The organism is Rhodococcus sovatensis, assembly GCF_037327425.1.
In the GTDB taxonomy this organism is placed as follows: domain Bacteria; phylum Actinomycetota; class Actinomycetes; order Mycobacteriales; family Mycobacteriaceae; genus Rhodococcoides; species Rhodococcoides sovatense.
This window is the reverse complement of the sequence record NZ_CP147846.1, coordinates 5,629,294-5,645,176: the sequence shown is the minus strand read 5'-3', so window position 1 is coordinate 5,645,176 and position 15,883 is coordinate 5,629,294. Positions and strand designations below refer to the sequence as shown.

The 15,883-nt window shown below is 64.4% G+C and carries 14 protein-coding genes; 6 read left to right on the top strand and 8 right to left on the bottom strand.

The window, feature by feature from the left end; translation table 11 throughout:
- Positions 1-13: 13 nt before the first annotated feature.
- Positions 14-670 carry a hypothetical protein gene (locus WDS16_RS26375; RefSeq protein ID WP_338889027.1) on the top strand — a complete coding sequence of 219 codons (657 nt, stop codon included), beginning with the start codon at positions 14-16 and terminating at the stop codon, positions 668-670.
- A gap of 281 nt (positions 671-951) precedes the next feature.
- On the opposite strand, the gene WDS16_RS26370 is transcribed toward WDS16_RS26375, so the two are convergent.
- Positions 952-1,905 carry a GlxA family transcriptional regulator gene (locus WDS16_RS26370; protein ID WP_338889026.1) on the bottom strand — a complete coding sequence of 318 codons (954 nt, stop codon included), beginning with the start codon at positions 1,903-1,905 and terminating at the stop codon, positions 952-954.
- Between the two features lie 71 nt (positions 1,906-1,976).
- Between WDS16_RS26370 and WDS16_RS26365 the strand changes: the two genes are divergently transcribed.
- Entirely contained in the window at positions 1,977-2,753 is a 777-nt protein-coding gene (locus tag WDS16_RS26365) for an NAD(P)H-dependent oxidoreductase (protein WP_338889025.1), read from the top strand.
- 86 nt (positions 2,754-2,839) lie between these two features.
- Positions 2,840-4,282, top strand: a complete 1,443-nt coding sequence (locus WDS16_RS26360; RefSeq protein WP_338889023.1) for an HNH endonuclease — start codon at positions 2,840-2,842, stop codon at positions 4,280-4,282.
- A gap of 115 nt (positions 4,283-4,397) precedes the next feature.
- Here WDS16_RS26360 and WDS16_RS26355 read toward each other — a convergent pair whose 3' ends face one another.
- Both WDS16_RS26355 and WDS16_RS26350 read right to left on the bottom strand, forming a co-directional pair.
- The gene (locus tag WDS16_RS26355) at positions 4,398-6,146 is read right to left on the bottom strand and encodes an ABC transporter ATP-binding protein (RefSeq protein ID WP_338889021.1); all 1,749 of its coding nucleotides are present in this window, start codon (positions 6,144-6,146) and stop codon (positions 4,398-4,400) included.
- A complete protein-coding gene (locus WDS16_RS26350; RefSeq protein ID WP_338889020.1) occupies positions 6,143-7,783 on the bottom strand; it encodes an ABC transporter ATP-binding protein in 1,641 nt (546 codons plus the stop codon). Before WDS16_RS26350 ends, WDS16_RS26355 begins: the two co-directional genes overlap by 4 nt.
- Positions 7,784-8,033: 250 nt before the next feature.
- Between WDS16_RS26350 and WDS16_RS26345 the strand changes: the two genes are divergently transcribed.
- On the top strand, positions 8,034-8,207 hold the full coding sequence (locus WDS16_RS26345) for a hypothetical protein (RefSeq protein WP_338889019.1): 174 nt from the start codon (positions 8,034-8,036) through the stop codon (positions 8,205-8,207).
- A 40-nt stretch (positions 8,208-8,247) separates the two neighbouring features.
- Positions 8,248-9,699 carry a trehalose-6-phosphate synthase gene (locus tag WDS16_RS26340; protein WP_338889018.1) on the top strand — a complete coding sequence of 484 codons (1,452 nt, stop codon included), beginning with the start codon at positions 8,248-8,250 and terminating at the stop codon, positions 9,697-9,699.
- Between the two features lie 80 nt (positions 9,700-9,779).
- On the opposite strand, the gene WDS16_RS26335 is transcribed toward WDS16_RS26340, so the two are convergent.
- Complete coding sequence (locus tag WDS16_RS26335) at positions 9,780-10,247, bottom strand: h domain protein (RefSeq protein ID WP_422395723.1); 468 nt, start codon at positions 10,245-10,247, stop codon at positions 9,780-9,782.
- The gene (locus WDS16_RS26330; RefSeq protein WP_338889016.1) at positions 10,244-10,951 is read right to left on the bottom strand and encodes a hypothetical protein; all 708 of its coding nucleotides are present in this window, start codon (positions 10,949-10,951) and stop codon (positions 10,244-10,246) included. The genes WDS16_RS26335 and WDS16_RS26330 overlap by 4 nt, the downstream gene beginning before the upstream one ends.
- A 173-nt stretch (positions 10,952-11,124) precedes the next feature.
- Between WDS16_RS26330 and WDS16_RS26325 the strand changes: the two genes are divergently transcribed.
- Positions 11,125-12,066, top strand: coding sequence for an alpha/beta hydrolase (locus tag WDS16_RS26325; protein WP_338889014.1), 942 nt, complete (start codon positions 11,125-11,127; stop codon positions 12,064-12,066).
- 14 nt (positions 12,067-12,080) lie between these two features.
- Here the strand turns inward: WDS16_RS26325 and WDS16_RS26320 are convergent, their stop codons facing one another.
- The 3 genes from WDS16_RS26320 to WDS16_RS26310 are packed head-to-tail and all read right to left on the bottom strand — an operon-like array spanning position 12,081 to position 15,882.
- Positions 12,081-13,481: an MlaD family protein gene (locus tag WDS16_RS26320; protein ID WP_338889012.1), complete on the bottom strand. Its 1,401-nt coding sequence runs from the start codon at positions 13,479-13,481 to the stop codon at positions 12,081-12,083.
- The gene (locus WDS16_RS26315; protein ID WP_338889011.1) at positions 13,478-14,641 is read right to left on the bottom strand and encodes an MCE family protein; all 1,164 of its coding nucleotides are present in this window, start codon (positions 14,639-14,641) and stop codon (positions 13,478-13,480) included. Before WDS16_RS26315 ends, WDS16_RS26320 begins: the two co-directional genes overlap by 4 nt.
- On the bottom strand, positions 14,638-15,882 hold the full coding sequence (locus WDS16_RS26310) for an MCE family protein (protein WP_338889010.1): 1,245 nt from the start codon (positions 15,880-15,882) through the stop codon (positions 14,638-14,640). Before WDS16_RS26310 ends, WDS16_RS26315 begins: the two co-directional genes overlap by 4 nt.
- Position 15,883: the final 1 nt, after the last annotated feature.

Here is a 15,883-nt window from a genome sequence, read left to right as displayed (position 1 = left end):
GAGTTTTCCGAGAATGAACCTCATCGACATCCCGATCTCGATCCTCAGATTCCAGTACAAGCTCGTGCGGATTCCGCTGGATTTGTTCGAGAACAACGTCGTGCACTCGATGAACACCGAGGCACCCGCACGACTGGTGTACGAGCGCACCGTCGGCACCCTCGACCAGAAGGTCGGCGCACTTCTCGGTGACAAGAATGTTCAGCATCGAGGTGCCGAGCAGGTGCATCACGCGGACGAGCTGGCCCGAGCGCAACGGCTGGAAGCCCAAGCCGACGCGAAGGAAGCAGAGGCCGCGCAGAAGTTGAAGGCCTCCCGCGAGACCGCCGAGAAGGAGCGCAAGGCCGCAGCCGACGCGGCCAAGGAAGCGACCGAGAAGGCCCGCGTCGAAGCCGAGGAGCGTAAGCAGCAGGCCGCCCAGGAGGCGGAGGAGAAGGCCGCAGCCGACAAGAAGAAGGCCGACGATGCGGCCGCCGCTCGTGCTGCTGCCGCTCGCGATGCCGAGAAGAAGCAGAAGGAACAGATCGACAAGGTGGAGCGGTCCGCCGCAGCCCCGGCCGAGGCAGAACTCGCCGACGCCGCGGAGCACCAGGAGGACGCCGAGGACAAGAAGGCCGAGGCCGCCAGGATCGAGAAGCTGTTCCTGGCAGAGAAGGAATCGGACAGCTGAACGAGCGCTGTACAACTGGGGAAGAAGCGCCTTCGCGGGGACGCTTCTTCCTCAGTTCACTTCAGGAGACCGGCGTCGTTGCCGCCAGTCGAAGCCGTCTCAACATTCGCTGACCCGCACTCAACCTGGGTGCGGGTTGGAGATCTGCGTCATCGTGCTGAGCCAACAACGCACGGGCCACGTCTGCGTAATCCGTGAAGTTTCGTACATTCCCGCCCCCTTCCGTTCAAGCCGACTCCCGCGGTCGACTGCACGACATGGTGCACGAAGGCACCGACAAACTAGCCGATACCACGGAAAGTTGCGCGATACGCACTCGGGGAGACCCCGATCTCGGCCATCAGCTGCTGACGCATCGAGGTGGCGGTACCGAACCCCGCATCGGCGGCGACCCGGTCGATTGTCTTGTCGGTATTCTCGAGTAGCTCTCGGGCACGGTGCAACCGTTGCTGCACAATCCATTTCGCCGGAGACATGCCGACTTCAGCAGCGAATCGCCTCGTGAACGTGCGCACGCTCATCGATTGCGTCGATGCCAGTAGTTCGAGGCTCAAAGGCTTGTCCAGATTCGCGACCGCCCACGCTTGCGCATCCGCCGTCGACGTCGTGGTCGTCCGCGGCACCGGCGTGTCGATGTACTGGGCCTGCCCACCACTGCGATGCGGCGGCACGACGGTTCCCCGCGCCACCTGATTGGCGACGGCGGAACCGAAATCACAACGAATCATGTAGAGACACAGATCGATTCCCGACGCCTCACCTGCGGCCGTCAGGATGTTGCCGTCGTGGGTGTAGAGAACATTCGGCTCGAGGAGCACCTGGGGGTGCAGTGCGCGGAACTGCTCTGCCGACTTCCAGTGCGTAGTGGCCCGTTTACCGTCGAGCAGACCTGCCGCGGCGAGAACGAACGATCCGGTACAGATCGAGGCGATACGGGCGCCTGCCGGAACCGCGTCGAAGATGCCGCCGACGTCGAGCCGCGAAGACCCGTAGTCGACGTCCGATGCCGGCACGATGACAGTGTCGGCATCGGCCAATTCCTCGACGCCCTTGGTGACGTGAATATCCACGTCCGAGTCGGTGCGAACAGTCCCGGGCGCCAAAGTGCAGGTCACGACGTCGTAGAGCGGCTCGTCCTGTTCCGACCTGGCTTGCCCGAACAGTCGGTGGACCGAGCCGAACTCCATCGCAAGTAGACCGTCGCGGACGAACACCGTCACCTTGTGCGCGCACATGGCCGAATTCTTTCACATGTTGTCCTGTCGGCCACTGTCTTGGTGAACCGAATCCCGGCAGGCTTCGAGTCATGAACATTTTATGGGTTTTCACGCATCCTGAATCTCGCTCGCTCAACGGCTCGCTGCGGGACGCGGCAGTAACGCACCTGACGTCGTCGGGGCACACCGTCGAGCAGTCCGACCTGTATCGGATGGGATGGAATCCCGTTGTCGATGCGGCCGACTACGGCCACGATTCAACCCGCCGCCTGCATGTAGACACCGCATCCTCGGACGCTCTCCGCAACGGAACCCTCGCCGCAGACATCGCGGATGAACACAAGAAGCTGCGGCAGGCAGATGCCGTCGTGCTGCAGTTTCCGCTGTGGTGGTTCTCGATGCCTGCGATTCTGAAGGGGTGGGTGGACCGAGTGTTCATCGAGGGCTTCGGCTACGGAATCCGACGCGACACCGGCGGCACGCGACGCTACGGCGACGGCCTGATGGCAGGCAAGCGCGCTTTGATCGTCACGAGTATGGGCGGCAGTGAGCACACGGTGTCCGAGCGCGGGATCAACGGTTCGCTGGACGAGCTACTGTTCCCGATCCAACACGGATTGTTCTGGTACACAGGCATGTCCGTGCTGCCACCGGTCTTGGTTCCAAGCGCCGACCGAATCACCGCCGAGGGGTATGTGGAGGCGGAATCTCTACTGCACAGGCGTCTCGACTCGATGTTCACCGATGCACCGGTTCCATTCCGACAGCAGAACGGCGGAGATTACGACGAGCGGTTCGTCTTGCGGCCCGAGATCTCGGCCGGCGAATCCGGGGTGCGGGTGCACAGCTCCCTGCCGGGCGCATGAGAGTCACGCGGCAACTACTGTGCTCGAGGACGACCACTCGATCGGCGGCGGAGTTTTTGTCGGTGGTGGGTTGTAGCTTTCCTGGCATGCAGAAGTTGGGGGACTTCCAGAGCGCACACACGCTCTCCGATCAGGAGCTCGTGTCCGCACTCGCCCACATCCACGCCACCGAATCCTCCCTCGCCGCATCGAAACTGGCGATACTCGCCGAATCCGACCGCCGCGGCCTCGCCCTCAAACTCGGCTACTCCTCCGTCGCCTACTGGCACGCAAAATCCACCCGAACCCGCGAAGCCCAGTCCACCCACCAGATCCGCCTCGGCTACTGGCTCACACACCACCCCACCGTCGCCGACGCACTCACCGACGCCACCATCCACCACGCACACGCCAGCGCCATCGCCGACGGCCACACCCTCATCCACACCGCAGACCCCACCCTCGACAACACCGCCCTCGACGCCCACATCGCGACCCTCCTCGACGTCGCCACCCGCTCCCTCGCCTCCACCGTCACCACACGCGCCCGCGAACTCGCCCACACCGCCGCAGCCGACGCCCAAGCCCGCCACGACGCCGCCCGACGCGAAGCCGCAGCACGGCAAGCACGCGAAGAAGCCGCCCGACGCGCCGCAGAAGACAAAGCCCAACGTCGCGGCACACCTGATCCCACACCACGCCCCGACGACACCGATGGACCCAATCCGGGTGATGATCCCGCGCTGGATCTCCCCGACGGACCCCGCCCACCAGCAGCATCAGAGAACCCCGCCTTGAACGTCCTGAAGATCTTCCAACTTCCCGACGGACGTAGCCGCGTCGAAGGCAACCTCGACACCCTCACCGCCGAGAAACTCCGCACCGCCCTCTCCCCACTGACCGCACCGACACCCGGACCCGGCGGCGCCCTCGACCCACGCACCCCCGCCCGCCGCAATGCCGATGGCCTCGCCGAAATCCTCGACCGCCACCTCGCCGGCGGACGCGGGTCACCCTTCACCGCACCCGCCCGCGTCAACCTCATCGTCCACCTCGCCGACCTCCTCAAACGCCCCTGCACTCACCACACCGCAGGCGACGGGAGCCCGCTCGATCGCGAATGGCCATTCGACATGGAATGGACCGGACCGATCTCCGGACAACTCGCCGAACTCCTCACCTGCGATGCCGACCTGACGCCGATCATCGTCGACGGCGCCGGCGTACCCCTGGCGATGGGCCGAGAAGTTCGCCTCGCCCCACCGGAACTACGGCAAGCGGTCATCGCACGAGATCGATGTTGCGTCATGTGCGGACGACCCGCAGGCTGGTGCCAAGTCCACCACCTCCAATACTGGACCGACGGAGGACCAACAGACCTGACCAACTCGGCGTTGGTCTGCGGGCGATGCCACCGCTCCATCCACCACGGAGACTGGGAACTCGTCCTCGGCGACGACGGACACCCACAGGCCATCCCACCTGCCGCCGTCGACCCGCACCGACAACCCATCCCCAGCTACCACCGCCGACGACAACGCACCGCCTGACCGCTGGGGCACGTCCCCCTACCGAGATCGAAGCTACGATCTCGGCGGGAGGGGCGGGAATGGCCCCCGAGAATCAGGTGGAACCGGCAGTGTTCCGCGAGGTCCCTACCTCCGGTCAGCGCCCCTCCCACGCCGACCAGAGTTCCGCATACCGCCCACCGGCGGCGACGAGCTCGTCGTGCGGGCCCTGTTCGAGGATCCGGCCATGCTCGAGGACGACGACCCGATCGGCGGCCGCAGCCTGAGTCAACCGATGCGCGACGACCAGCGTGCTTCGACCCCGCGTTGCTGCTGCAGCCGCCGCTTCGAGGTCCCGTGCACCCGAGCTGCCCGCTTCCGCCGTCGCCTCGTCGAGGACAGCAACGGCCGGGTCCGCCAAGACCAACCGTGCGAGCGCGAGCTGCTGCGACTGGGCCGAGGTCAGCTCGTGCCCGCCTTCCCCGACCTGCGTATCGAGGCCATCGGCGAGCGCGTCGACCCATTCCTGTGCGCCGACGGTGTCCAGTGCGGCCCGGACGTCGTCGCGAGTCGCGTCCGGCGCCGCCAGCAGCAGATCGTCGATCAGGCTGCCTGCGAACACATGCACTTCCTGGCTGACGATCGCGATGTGACGACGCAGACCGTCGGCACCGAGCTCATCGAGGCTCGCCCCGCCGATGCGGACCTGCCCCGAGGTTGCATCGATGGAGCCGGCAGCGATCGCCGCGATGGTGGATTTGCCTGCACCAGTGGACCCTACAAGCGCAACAGTTTCCCCTGCGTGCACCGTCAGATCGATTCCGTGCAGTACTTCGTGGCCGGTGTCGTAGGAATGCCGAAGTCCGGTGACCTCGAGCGTCCCGTCCGTCGGCGTCGCTCCGGTACCGCGGGAACGTTCGTCGGGCATATCGATGACACCGACGAGCCGCGCGAGAGACGCACCAGCAGACTGGACGTCGTCGAACGAGAACATCAGCATTCCGATGGGATTGAACAGCCGGTGGAACAACAGTGCCGCAGCAGTGACCTCACCGACCGAGACATGGCCGTCCTGCACCAACACGAATCCCGCGGCGAGAATCACCGACAAGCCGACACATTCGGCGCGATTGCTGCGAGAGCCGAAGCGCGTGAACAACCGAAACACCGTGATACCGATGTCTCGAGCCTTGCCCGACGCCGCGTCGATTTCGGCCAGGTGGGCCTGCTCGAGTCCGTACGCTCGGACGGTTCGGGCGCCTTGCATGCTGCTGATGAGCGCCTGCGATCGTTCACCCATCGCGACACGCTCCGCGGCGTACATCGGCGCAGACCTGGGCAGATACCAGCGCAACGCGAGCACGTACATCGGAATCGCGACCATACCGGCGAGGCCGAGCCGCCAGTCGAGACTCAGCATGGTCACGACACTCAGCGACACCAACAGCAACGCCGAAACGATGTTCGGGATGACCTCACCGATCGACTTCGCCATGACTGCAACGTCGTCGCCGACACGAGACAACAAGTCGCCCTTACCGACTCGTTCGAGGGTGTTGACGGGAAGATGCAACGCACGGCCGAGCACTCGCTGACGCAACGATGCGAGAATTCCCTCGCCGAGCTTGCTGATCAGGTACGAACTCAGCGCAGTGAACACGCCACCGACGAGAGCGGCCACGGTGATGATGGCGACCACGGAGACGATCGTCGACGTCGGCGCTCCCTCGGTCACGCGGTCGACCAGCACCCCGAACACGTAGACCGGCACGAGCGACATCGCCGCAGCCACAGCAGAAATGACGAGTGTGACGAGCCCGAGGACCCGTCGCCCTTTCAACTCGCCGGACAGAAACGCCCAGGATCGCGCGCCTGTCGCGATGGGAAGCAATTCGGGTGTGCTCATCGCAGGACCGTCTCCCGGTAGCGTTCGTCGTTCGCAGCGAGATCGTGGTGTGTGCCCTCGGCGACGACCCGTCCAGCGTCGACGACGAGCACCCGGTGGGTCACCGCCAGCAACGCGGGACTCGTCGTGATCAGCACGGTCGTCTGCGCGAGATCACCCCTATGACGCAGTTCCTTGATCCCAGCGGCGATGGCGTGCTCGGTGACGGCGTCGACGGCCGTCGTCGGGTCGTGCAGAACGAGCACCGGCGCGGACACCGACAGTGCTCTTGCGAGCGCGACGCGTTGACGCTGGCCACCGGACAGCGACGCTCCGCGGTCCGTGACGGCATGATCGAGCCCGCTCTCGTGCATCGCGACGACATCCGTGGCAGCCGATGCCGCCAGGATCCTGTCCAGTTCATGATCGGCGCGATCGCGTCCGGCGATGACATTGCTGCGCACCGTCCCTGCGAACAAGTCGGTGTTGTGCGGTTCGACAAGAACGGTCCGGCGTGCCTCGGTAAGTCCGAGTTCGCCGACTCCGACGCCCCCGATCGTCACGGTGCCGAGGTAGTCGTCGGCACCGATTTGCCCGGACAGCACCGACGCCAGCGCCTCGCCGTCCTGTGCACGCAGCGTGACGACGCCCAGCAGTTCCCCCGGCGCGGCCGACATGTCGAACCCGTCGAGTGAGCGGTAGGTGACACCTTTCACGGCGACGTCGGTGGCCGTCGGCACCTGTGAACCGCCCTCTGTCAGAACATGGTCGGCGCCCAGTACCAGCGCGAGCCGGTCCGCCGATCCTCGTACCATCGCCGCGATCCCCGGCAAGCGCGACATCGTCGTCAACGGCTCGATCACGAACTGCGAGAGTCCGACGACCGTGATCAGCTCCCCCACCGAAATACGCCCTTGCAGAGCAAAGAAGCCTGCGGTGCCCGCGATCCCGACGGAGAGCAGAGCACTGACCGTCGTCGAGAATCCGAGGTAGATGCTGTTGGCTTTTGCCATCTTCATGGTGGCGGTCAACGCTTTTCCGCTCGACTCGTCGAACCGAGCCGATGCCGCACCCTCGGCGCCGATTCCGCGCAGTGGCCGAACACCGCTGACTAGGTCGGTTGCCATCCCCGATACCCGGGCGACCTCGGCCTGCTGTGTCGTCGCGGTGCGCGTCAGGAGCGGTGCCGCGCGCTGCAGCAGATACATGATGACCGGCGTTCCGAGAAGCACCGCGAGACCGAGGGGAATGTCGATGATCAACAACGCGACCGCGCAGACGACGGTCGCGGTGATCGCGGCGACGGTCCGCGCGATGACGTCGAGAATCCAGGACGTCTTTTCCGCGTCGGACGTCGACACCGTCAGGAGCTCACCGGAGACCAGGTCGGTGCGGACGCCCCGGGGGTGCAGCACCCGGCTTGCGACCTCGACGCGCATCATGTGCGCCTCACGCTCGATCGCGACGATGATGATGCGAGCGCCGAAGCGGTACGCGTACGACAACACCACGAACAACCCCGCCAGCGCGAACAACGAGACGATCATCGCCCTGCCGTCACCGGTGTCGATCGCCCTGCCCACGATGAGACCGATCGCGACGGGAACCATCGTCTCGCAGAACTGGTGAACGCAGAAGAACAGCGAAGAAATGATCATTCGCGCTCGTTGACGCATGACAGTCCGGCGAAGAATCGAGCTGCCCGTCAACGGTGAAGTGGCGTTCGAGGATGTCGGCATCACGTCGCCGGAGAAGAAAAGGACATTAGCCGACCCTAAACCATCCGCCCGTTCTGTTTGCCGCCGACAGCAGAAAGTGGCGTGAGGGCAGCGAATTCTCATAGAGTCGGGGCGCGACGAGCGACATGGCTCCCGCAGTCGACACCGACGAAGGAAGACGGAGAAGATCATGGCCGCCAAGACGACCACCGACACCGACATTGCCGACGAGGATCTGGTTCCTCTCGCCGACGAAACCGCCAGCCAGGCGCAGCGCGTTGTCGCTGCCTACGCAACGGATGCGGACGAGTGCCGCATGCTTCTGGCGATGTTGGGTATCGAACCCACAGCGAAAGTCGACTGACTCGCTTCATTCTCGAGATCGATGAACGAAAAGGACAGTAGTGGCTGACGCCTCGAAGGGCTCGGATTTTGTCGTAGTAGCCAACCGGCTACCCGTCGACATGGAGACATCGGCCGACGGCAGCACCCGATGGAAGCGCAGCCCAGGCGGTCTTGTCACTGCACTGGAGCCGATCCTTCGTGCCAACAAGGGTGCATGGGTCGGCTGGCCGGGAGTCCCCGACGTCGAGGTCGAGCCGTTCGTCGAGGATGAGCTCGAGCTTTGCCCGGTCACGCTGAGCGAGCGAGAAGTCGCCGACTACTACGAGGGCTTCTCCAACGCGACCCTGTGGCCGCTGTACCACGACGTCATCGTCAAACCGGTGTACGACCGGGCGTGGTGGAACGCGTACGTCGAGGTCAACAGGCGCTTCGCCGAGACCACCTCGGCTGCGGCAGCCGAGGGCGCGACGGTATGGATCCAGGACTACCAGCTCCAACTCGTCCCGAAGATGCTGCGGATGCTCCGTCCGGATCTCACCATCGGCTTCTTTCTGCACATCCCTTTTCCACCGGTCGAGCTGTTCATGCAGATGCCGTGGCGTACCGAGATCGTCGAGGGTCTCCTCGGCGCCGACCTCATCGGCTTCCATCTCCCCGGCGGGGCGCAGAACTTCCTGTACCTGGCTCGGCGCCTTGCCGGGCAGGTCACCTCACGCGGAAGCGTCGGAATTCGCTCGAGGTTGGGTTCGGTGCAGGTCGGGTTCCGGACAGTTCGAGTCGGTGCCTTCCCGATCTCCATCGACTCGGGCGATCTGGATGTGAAGTCGAGGTCGAAGGCCGTCCGTGACCGGGCCAAGGAGATCCGCAAGGAACTCGGCAACCCGAAGCGCATCATGCTCGGAGTCGACCGCCTCGACTACACCAAGGGCATCGACGTCCGACTCAATGCGTTCCGCGAACTCCTCGAAGAGGACCGCGTGGACCCGGCTCAGAACATCATCGTTCAGCTCGCCACTCCCAGCCGGGAACGGGTGGAGAGCTACAAGGCGATGCGCGGCGAGATCGAACAGCAGGTCGGACGCATCAACGGCGAGTACGGGCAGGTCGGCCATCCAGTGGTTCACTACCTGCACCGCCCGATACCCCGCGACGACCTCATCGCCTACTTCGTCGCGGCGGACGTCATGCTCGTAACCCCGCTGCGCGACGGCATGAACCTGGTCGCCAAGGAGTACGTCGCCTCCCGCAGCGATCTCGGCGGCGCACTCGTACTCAGCGAATTCACCGGCGCTGCAGCCGAACTGCGACAGGCGTACCTCTGCAACCCGCACGACCTCGACAGCGTCAAGGACGCCATCATCTCTGCGCTGGAACAGCCGGCGGAGGAAGGTCGACGCCACATGCGCGCGATGCGTCGTCAGGTTCTGGCCCACGACGTCGACCGGTGGGCTCGGGCGTTCCTCAATGCGCTGTCCGATCCGCCGCAGGACAGTCAGGCGACGTCGAGGTAACCGCTCCGCCCCCCAGGTGACACAGGGGCTCCGCCCCCAGTGGCGCGGTTAAGTGCACTGGCGGACGCTTTACCGCACCACTAGATGGGCTCCAAGTTGCTCGTCAGCCAGCGCCCGTCGACCTTCTCGAGGCTCATCCGCACCCGGCTGCCGCTGCTGGCGGCGTCCGGGGCGTCGGAACTCGTGGTGATCTGATTGAGGAACAGCAGTACCGACGCGGCGTCCGGTTCTGCGGAGACAACGGCCGTTCCTTGCACCGTGACCTGCACTGTCAGCGACTTCTCCTTCGCGGCAGGCGCAATCACATCGGTGATGAGCCCCAAATACTCGTCTTTGAAGTCACCCGTCAATCCTTCTGCAGCGGAGCTCAATTGCTGATCGACGCTGTTGTAGTCGTAGGCCAACATCGCGAGCGCTTGGGCACCGGCGGCGTCGACTGCCTCCGTGCGTGCCTGCTCGACCTGCTGAGTCTGTCGGTATTGGTAATACAAGGCACCGACACCCGCAGCCAGAGCGACGACCAGCAACACCGCAAGCAATTTCTTCACGGTACGAACTCCACTCTCGACGCCGTCATGACGCCATCGGTGTCGACGACTCTGACGCGGAGCCGAAAGTCCCGCGGCTGGGGTTCTTCCGCGTCCGAGTTCTGCACCATCGCCCGCGCAGCAACCAGAACTTCGGCGTAATCGTCTGCGCTGCTCTCGATTCCGGCTTCGATGATCTCACCGTTGGAATCGACTCTGGCTTGCTGGACGACCTCCACGAACGGCCCCTCGCGTCCTTCGAACTCCGCTTTGAAGTCGCCACTCGCACCAGCGAGCAACCGGTCGACGTCGGCCTGAGCCGAATCCGGGTGAATGGTCGTCAGATTGAGGACAGTCTGACGTGCCGTCTGCACGAACCTCTCCGCGCGGGCATCGTCGGAGTTCGAAGCACGCAGGCCGACAAAGAGATACGCCCCCGCGGTTACCAAGGCCAGGACGACGACCACGAAAGCAGCCGTCAGCAGGACGCCTCGACGACGGGCGGGAGCGTCCACAGGGGCATCCTCAGTCGCCCGGGGCCCCTCAGCCTCGACCTCAGGCTCCCGAGACGGCTTGGGCTCATACGACGGCGTGGGATCGGACTCGTGCGGGGGCGAGATCGGGGTCTCGCGCTGCGCCGGTGCGCTCGCGCCGGCCACCGGGCCCGCCGCTCGCACAGCTCGACGGCGTGGACGCCTCGGCGTCGTGCCCTCGTCCTCGTCCATGAAAACCTTCCTCGTACCAGCAGTCGTCGTCATGCCAACTAGAACCGGTTTTTCGGGTACGTCGATCACGATAGTGCATGCCAATCATTGCCGGACACACCCCAACTGGAACCCGTTCCTTCTACTGCTAGCCTCACAATGTCCGGTCTCACCCGCGAGAGGATGTTCGACGCATGACCCACACTCTTACGTGGCATCACGACGTCAGCCGCCAGGCACGACTTCTGTCCTACGCGATGAGACTGACGCTCAAGCCGACGCTGCGCATGTGGCCCCTCACCGACGGCGGCATCAAAGCCATTGCACATGTCGACCGCGCGGTGGACAAGATGCCCAAGCCGAAGCGCGTCACGATCGAACAAGTCTCGCTCGGCGGCATTCCGTGCGAGAAGACGACGCATCCTCGCCCTGCGTCCGGCTCGCTCGACGGTGCGACGGTCCTGTACTTCCACGGCGGTGGCTTCGTGTTCTGCGGCCTCGCCACCCACCGTGTTGCCTGCGCGACCATCGCTGCTCGCTCCGGCGTTCCCGTCTACTCCGTCGAGTACCGGCAGATTCCCCACGGCGGAATCGGAACATCCATCGCCGACGCCATGGCGTCGTACCGGGCCGCACTCGACCTTGTCGCCGATCCCAAGAAGATCGTCGTCGCCGGGGACTCCGCGGGTGGATATCTGGCGATGAAGGTCGCCGAGATCGCAGCGCTGGAGGGCCTCACTCCACCGGCCGCGGTCATCGGATTCTCGCCGCTGCTGAACCTCGACCTGAAGAACCATCCGCGGAAGTTCATGAACAAGGACGCCTACCTGCCGATGAAACAGGTACTTGCGCTGGAGGATCGATGGCTGAACGGCCCGGACGCCATTCCCGGTTCGGCGTCCCCCATCGACGCCGATCCGTCGGCGTTCCCGCCGGTGTTTCTCTCCACCGCCGAGTACGAGCTCATGCGCCCTGACGTGGAAATGATGACACGAAAATTGGTCGACGCCGGCCGCACCGTCGAGACGCACGTCTGGAAGGGGCAGGTGCACGCTTTTCCGGTCCTCGCCGGAGCCGTGCCGGAGGGGCGCACCGTCCTCGAACTCGCCGTAGCCTTCGCTGCACGAAACCTGTAGGCCTGCAGCCTTACTCACCCGACATCCTGCTGCCCCATCATCAGTCCGGCAATGTCGTCGACGCCGCCGAGCGTCGGCTGATGGTATGCCGTGCCGTCGGGCGCGACGTAGGTTCCGGTCTGCGGATTGTACGGTCTGGCAGCCGATGCAGGTGCGACACTGCTTTCGCCGCTGGGGATTTCGGTGTACGACGGTTGATCCTGTTCGACAGGTCCCCACGGCGGGTTGTTGCCGAGCGGCACGTAGCCCTCTGCGCTGCGGCAGATTTCGGGCGTCGGCGCTCTCCGCCCAGGCACTTCCATACACGGCAAGTTTCGCGACCCGCGAACGGCAGTGCTGTCGTTCTGGTCGACTTTGCAGAACAGGTCGGCGGGTGTGTCGGGTATCGACATCTCGTTGGGGTCGCGGCGCTGTTCGGGTAGCAGGAAGCCCGTCGTGCACGCGGGAGGATCGTTGACCTCGAGTTGGAAGTCGACGATCGCACCCTCGTCTGCCGGTCCACTTCCCGCCGCGGTGACCAGGGCAGCCGTGACCGGCGGGTACAGCACCAGAATCTGTTCGATGCCGGCGTTGTAGATGACTCCCACTTCCCCGATGCTGACGAGGTTGGCGACCAGGATCGGGAGCGTCGGCCGCAGGTTCTGGAACAGTTGGTTCGCCTCGGCCGCAGCTCCGGGGCCCTTCGCGATGATCGCTCGCAGATTCGGATCACTGGCGCGCAGCTGGTCGGTGAAGGTCGCGAGATTACTGGTCCACGTGCGGATTGCGTCGCTACTGACGACTTGTCCGTCGAGCAACGGGCCCGCTTGGTCCAGCAGGATCTTGGTCTGTTCCGAGTTGGCCTGCGCTTCCTGAACGAACAACCGCGCCGAATCGATGAGCTGTTGCAGTTCCGGACCGGTTCCGTTGAACGCCTGGAACGCTTCGTCAACGACGGTCTCGAGCCTGGTATCGGAGATACTTCTCAGCAGCACGTCGGCCTGATCCAACATGGGCCCGACGTCCTGTGGCACCGATGTCCGGTCTTCGGGAATCACGTCACCGTTGGCCAGCGCTGGTTCCGAGCTCGAGCGCGGAATCAGATCGACGTACTGCTCGCCGATCGCGGATACGCTCTTGACCTGCGCATCCACATCGGCGGGTATGCGATAGGAACTCTCGATCGACAATTCGGCGTCGACGCCATCGGGCGTCAGGCGTACCGAGCTCACCTCACCCACCGTGGTGCCGCGGTAGGTGACATTCGCGTGTGGATACAGACCACCGGTGGTGGGCAACTGGACGGTCACGCTGTAACGCCCGATGCCAACCAGCGCCGGAGCGCCCACGTACTGCGTCGCCATGACGACAAGCCCGAGGACAGTGAGGATCGAGAAGATGATCAATTGAGCGCGAACGAACTTGGTGAGCATCATGGCGCCGGCACCCCGAGACCGGGAAGGACCGGTAGCTCGATCGGCGGTAGCCCCGGGATCTGCAGTGTCGGCGGAGCCACGGGTGCGAGCAGCGGATCGACTGCCGACGAAGCCGTCGGCGCAGCCTGCGTCCCGAGTGCACCCTCCAGGCCACCCATCCTGCCCGCCAACGGCGTTCCCGTCAGGAAGTTCGCATCGAGTCGTGGAAGCGACATGTCGATCGTCATCGCCAGATTCGCATAATCTCCGCGGATGGCGTTGTCGATGCCCTCCTGCGGGAATGGGTAGGTCAGCAGCACCGACAACACGTCGGTGAGTGCGTTCCCGGAGTCTGCCAGGGCCTCGAGCACCGGCGTCAGGCTCGCGATGTTGGTCTGCAGGTCCTGCCCTGATGTCTCGATCAGCCGCGTCACGACTTCACTCAGATTCCCGAGGGACGAGAACGCGGTGGTGATGTTCTCCCGGTCTGCGATCAGCACGTCGAGTGCCGGTGGGATCTCGTTCAATGCCCTGGTGAGAGTCGCGTTCTGGTTCTGAACGTTCACTGCCAGTCGATCGATGCCGCTCATGGCGTCGATGATGTCCCCGCGCTGGTTGTCGAGGCTGGATACGAGTTCGTCGAGTCGCGGCAGCAGGTCGCGGACCGAATCCTCGCGTCCACCGATCGCATTGTTCAGCTCCGTTGTGATGTCCTGGATCTGAGCGAGACCGCCGCCGTTGAGCACCACCGACAGTGAGGACAATGTCTGCTCGGTCGTCGGATACGCCCCGGCGCGGTCGAGCGGAATCGTATCGCCCGCTTGCAGACGGCCTTCCGGATTCTCCGGTGGCACCAACGCCAGGTGTTGGGAGCCGAGCAGCGACGTCTGACCGATCTTGGCATCGACGTTCGCCGGCAGCTCGACGCCCTCGTTCAGCGAGACCGTCACCAGAGCCTTCCAGTCCTGGACCTCGATGCCCGCGACGCTTCCGACCGTCACATCGTCGAGCATGACCGGCGAATTCTGCGACAGCGTGGTGACATTCGGCATCTGGATCTGCACCTGATACGCGTTCTCTCCTCGACCTTCCGTTCCCGGCAGTGGAAGCGAGTTCAGTCCGTCCCACTGGCAGCCGGCCAGCGTAAGCACCAACAGTGCACCGACGAGCGCGCGCTTCATCGTCCGCCTCCCAACAGGTCGCCGAGGCTCGGCACCTGCACAGTCGGCATAACCGGCGCCGCAGCGGGAACGGGCGTAGGTGCCGGTGCCGCCGGTTCCAATCCCGGCTCGGTGTAGACGATCTGATCGGGATTGGCGTCGGCACCCATGATCGGATTCGCCAGAAACGCCGGGTAGTTGAACACCAGGGAGCTCAGAACCGGTCCGAGATACTGCTTGCACAGGTCCGCGCTCCGCTCCGAAGTAGTATTTTCGATTCCCGCCACGGCGCCACACACGAAGTTGATCGGATTGCCGAAGTTGTTCGCCGCGATCGCACCCGTCAACGTCCCCTGTGCCGGTTGGTAGATATTGTTGAAGTTGGCCAGAGCATTGGGTCCGGCATGCAGTACCCGTTCGATCTCGGGACGCTTCGTGGTGAGCACCTGGGTAGCGTCGGCGAGCCGGGCGACTCCTTCGACCAGGCCTGCCTGGTTGTCGGCGACGAAGCGTTGCACCTCCCCGATGGCAATGTCGAGATCGGTCATCGCTACTCCGAACTCGTCGGAACTCTCACCGAGCATCTGCGATACCGAGGCCAGCCTGCCACCGAACTGAACGATCTGTTCGTTGCTGTTCGAGAGCGCCGTGACGAAGGTCTGCAAGTTGCGAATCGTCGCGAACAGGTCGGTGCGACCGTCGGAGAGCACCCGCATGGTGTCGGACAGTTCCGTCAACGTGGACCTGAGCGACTCGCCGTTGCCGTCCAGGTTCTCGGCGGCCGTGTCGATGAATCGTCCGGCAGGGCCCTGTTCGTCGACGCCATCGGGGCCGAGGGCGCTCGACAGCTTCGTCAGCTCGGTCTTGATCTCGTCCCACTCGACCGGAACGGCGGTGCGCTCCAATGGAATGACAGCATCGTCGGCGAGCTCGGGACCCCCTGCATAGACGGGAGTGAGCTGGACGAATCGAGCCGAGACGAGACTCTGCGCAATGATCACCGCCTGTGCATCGGCCGGGATGCTGACGTCCGAGTCGATGTCCATGGTCACCGTCGCTTCGTCGCCCTGTGGGTCGATCGAACGCACCTTTCCGACATTCACACCGAGCACTCGGACGTCGTCGCCCGCGTACAGGCCGGTCGTCGAGGAGAACTGTGCGACAACGGTTGTACGCGTCACTCCCATGTACACGAAGTAGCCTGCGGTGGCGATGGCAACGACCAGCACGGCGGCCGCTGCGGCGATCACGATCTTCTTCATC

Coding starts and splice junctions, on each gene's coding strand:
- WDS16_RS26375 (WP_338889027.1), top strand. CDS start 14: ATGAACCTCATCGACATCCCGATCTCGATCCTCAGATTCCAGTACAAG.
- WDS16_RS26370 (WP_338889026.1), bottom strand. CDS start 1,905: ATGTGCGCGCACAAGGTGACGGTGTTCGTCCGCGACGGTCTACTTGCG.
- WDS16_RS26365 (WP_338889025.1), top strand. CDS start 1,977: ATGAACATTTTATGGGTTTTCACGCATCCTGAATCTCGCTCGCTCAAC.
- WDS16_RS26360 (WP_338889023.1), top strand. CDS start 2,840: ATGCAGAAGTTGGGGGACTTCCAGAGCGCACACACGCTCTCCGATCAG.
- WDS16_RS26355 (WP_338889021.1), bottom strand. CDS start 6,146: ATGAGCACACCCGAATTGCTTCCCATCGCGACAGGCGCGCGATCCTGG.
- WDS16_RS26350 (WP_338889020.1), bottom strand. CDS start 7,783: ATGATCATTTCTTCGCTGTTCTTCTGCGTTCACCAGTTCTGCGAGACG.
- WDS16_RS26345 (WP_338889019.1), top strand. CDS start 8,034: ATGGCCGCCAAGACGACCACCGACACCGACATTGCCGACGAGGATCTG.
- WDS16_RS26330 (WP_338889016.1), bottom strand. CDS start 10,951: ATGGACGAGGACGAGGGCACGACGCCGAGGCGTCCACGCCGTCGAGCT.
- WDS16_RS26325 (WP_338889014.1), top strand. CDS start 11,125: ATGACCCACACTCTTACGTGGCATCACGACGTCAGCCGCCAGGCACGA.
- WDS16_RS26320 (WP_338889012.1), bottom strand. CDS start 13,481: ATGATGCTCACCAAGTTCGTTCGCGCTCAATTGATCATCTTCTCGATC.
- WDS16_RS26315 (WP_338889011.1), bottom strand. CDS start 14,641: ATGAAGCGCGCGCTCGTCGGTGCACTGTTGGTGCTTACGCTGGCCGGC.
- WDS16_RS26310 (WP_338889010.1), bottom strand. CDS start 15,882: ATGAAGAAGATCGTGATCGCCGCAGCGGCCGCCGTGCTGGTCGTTGCC.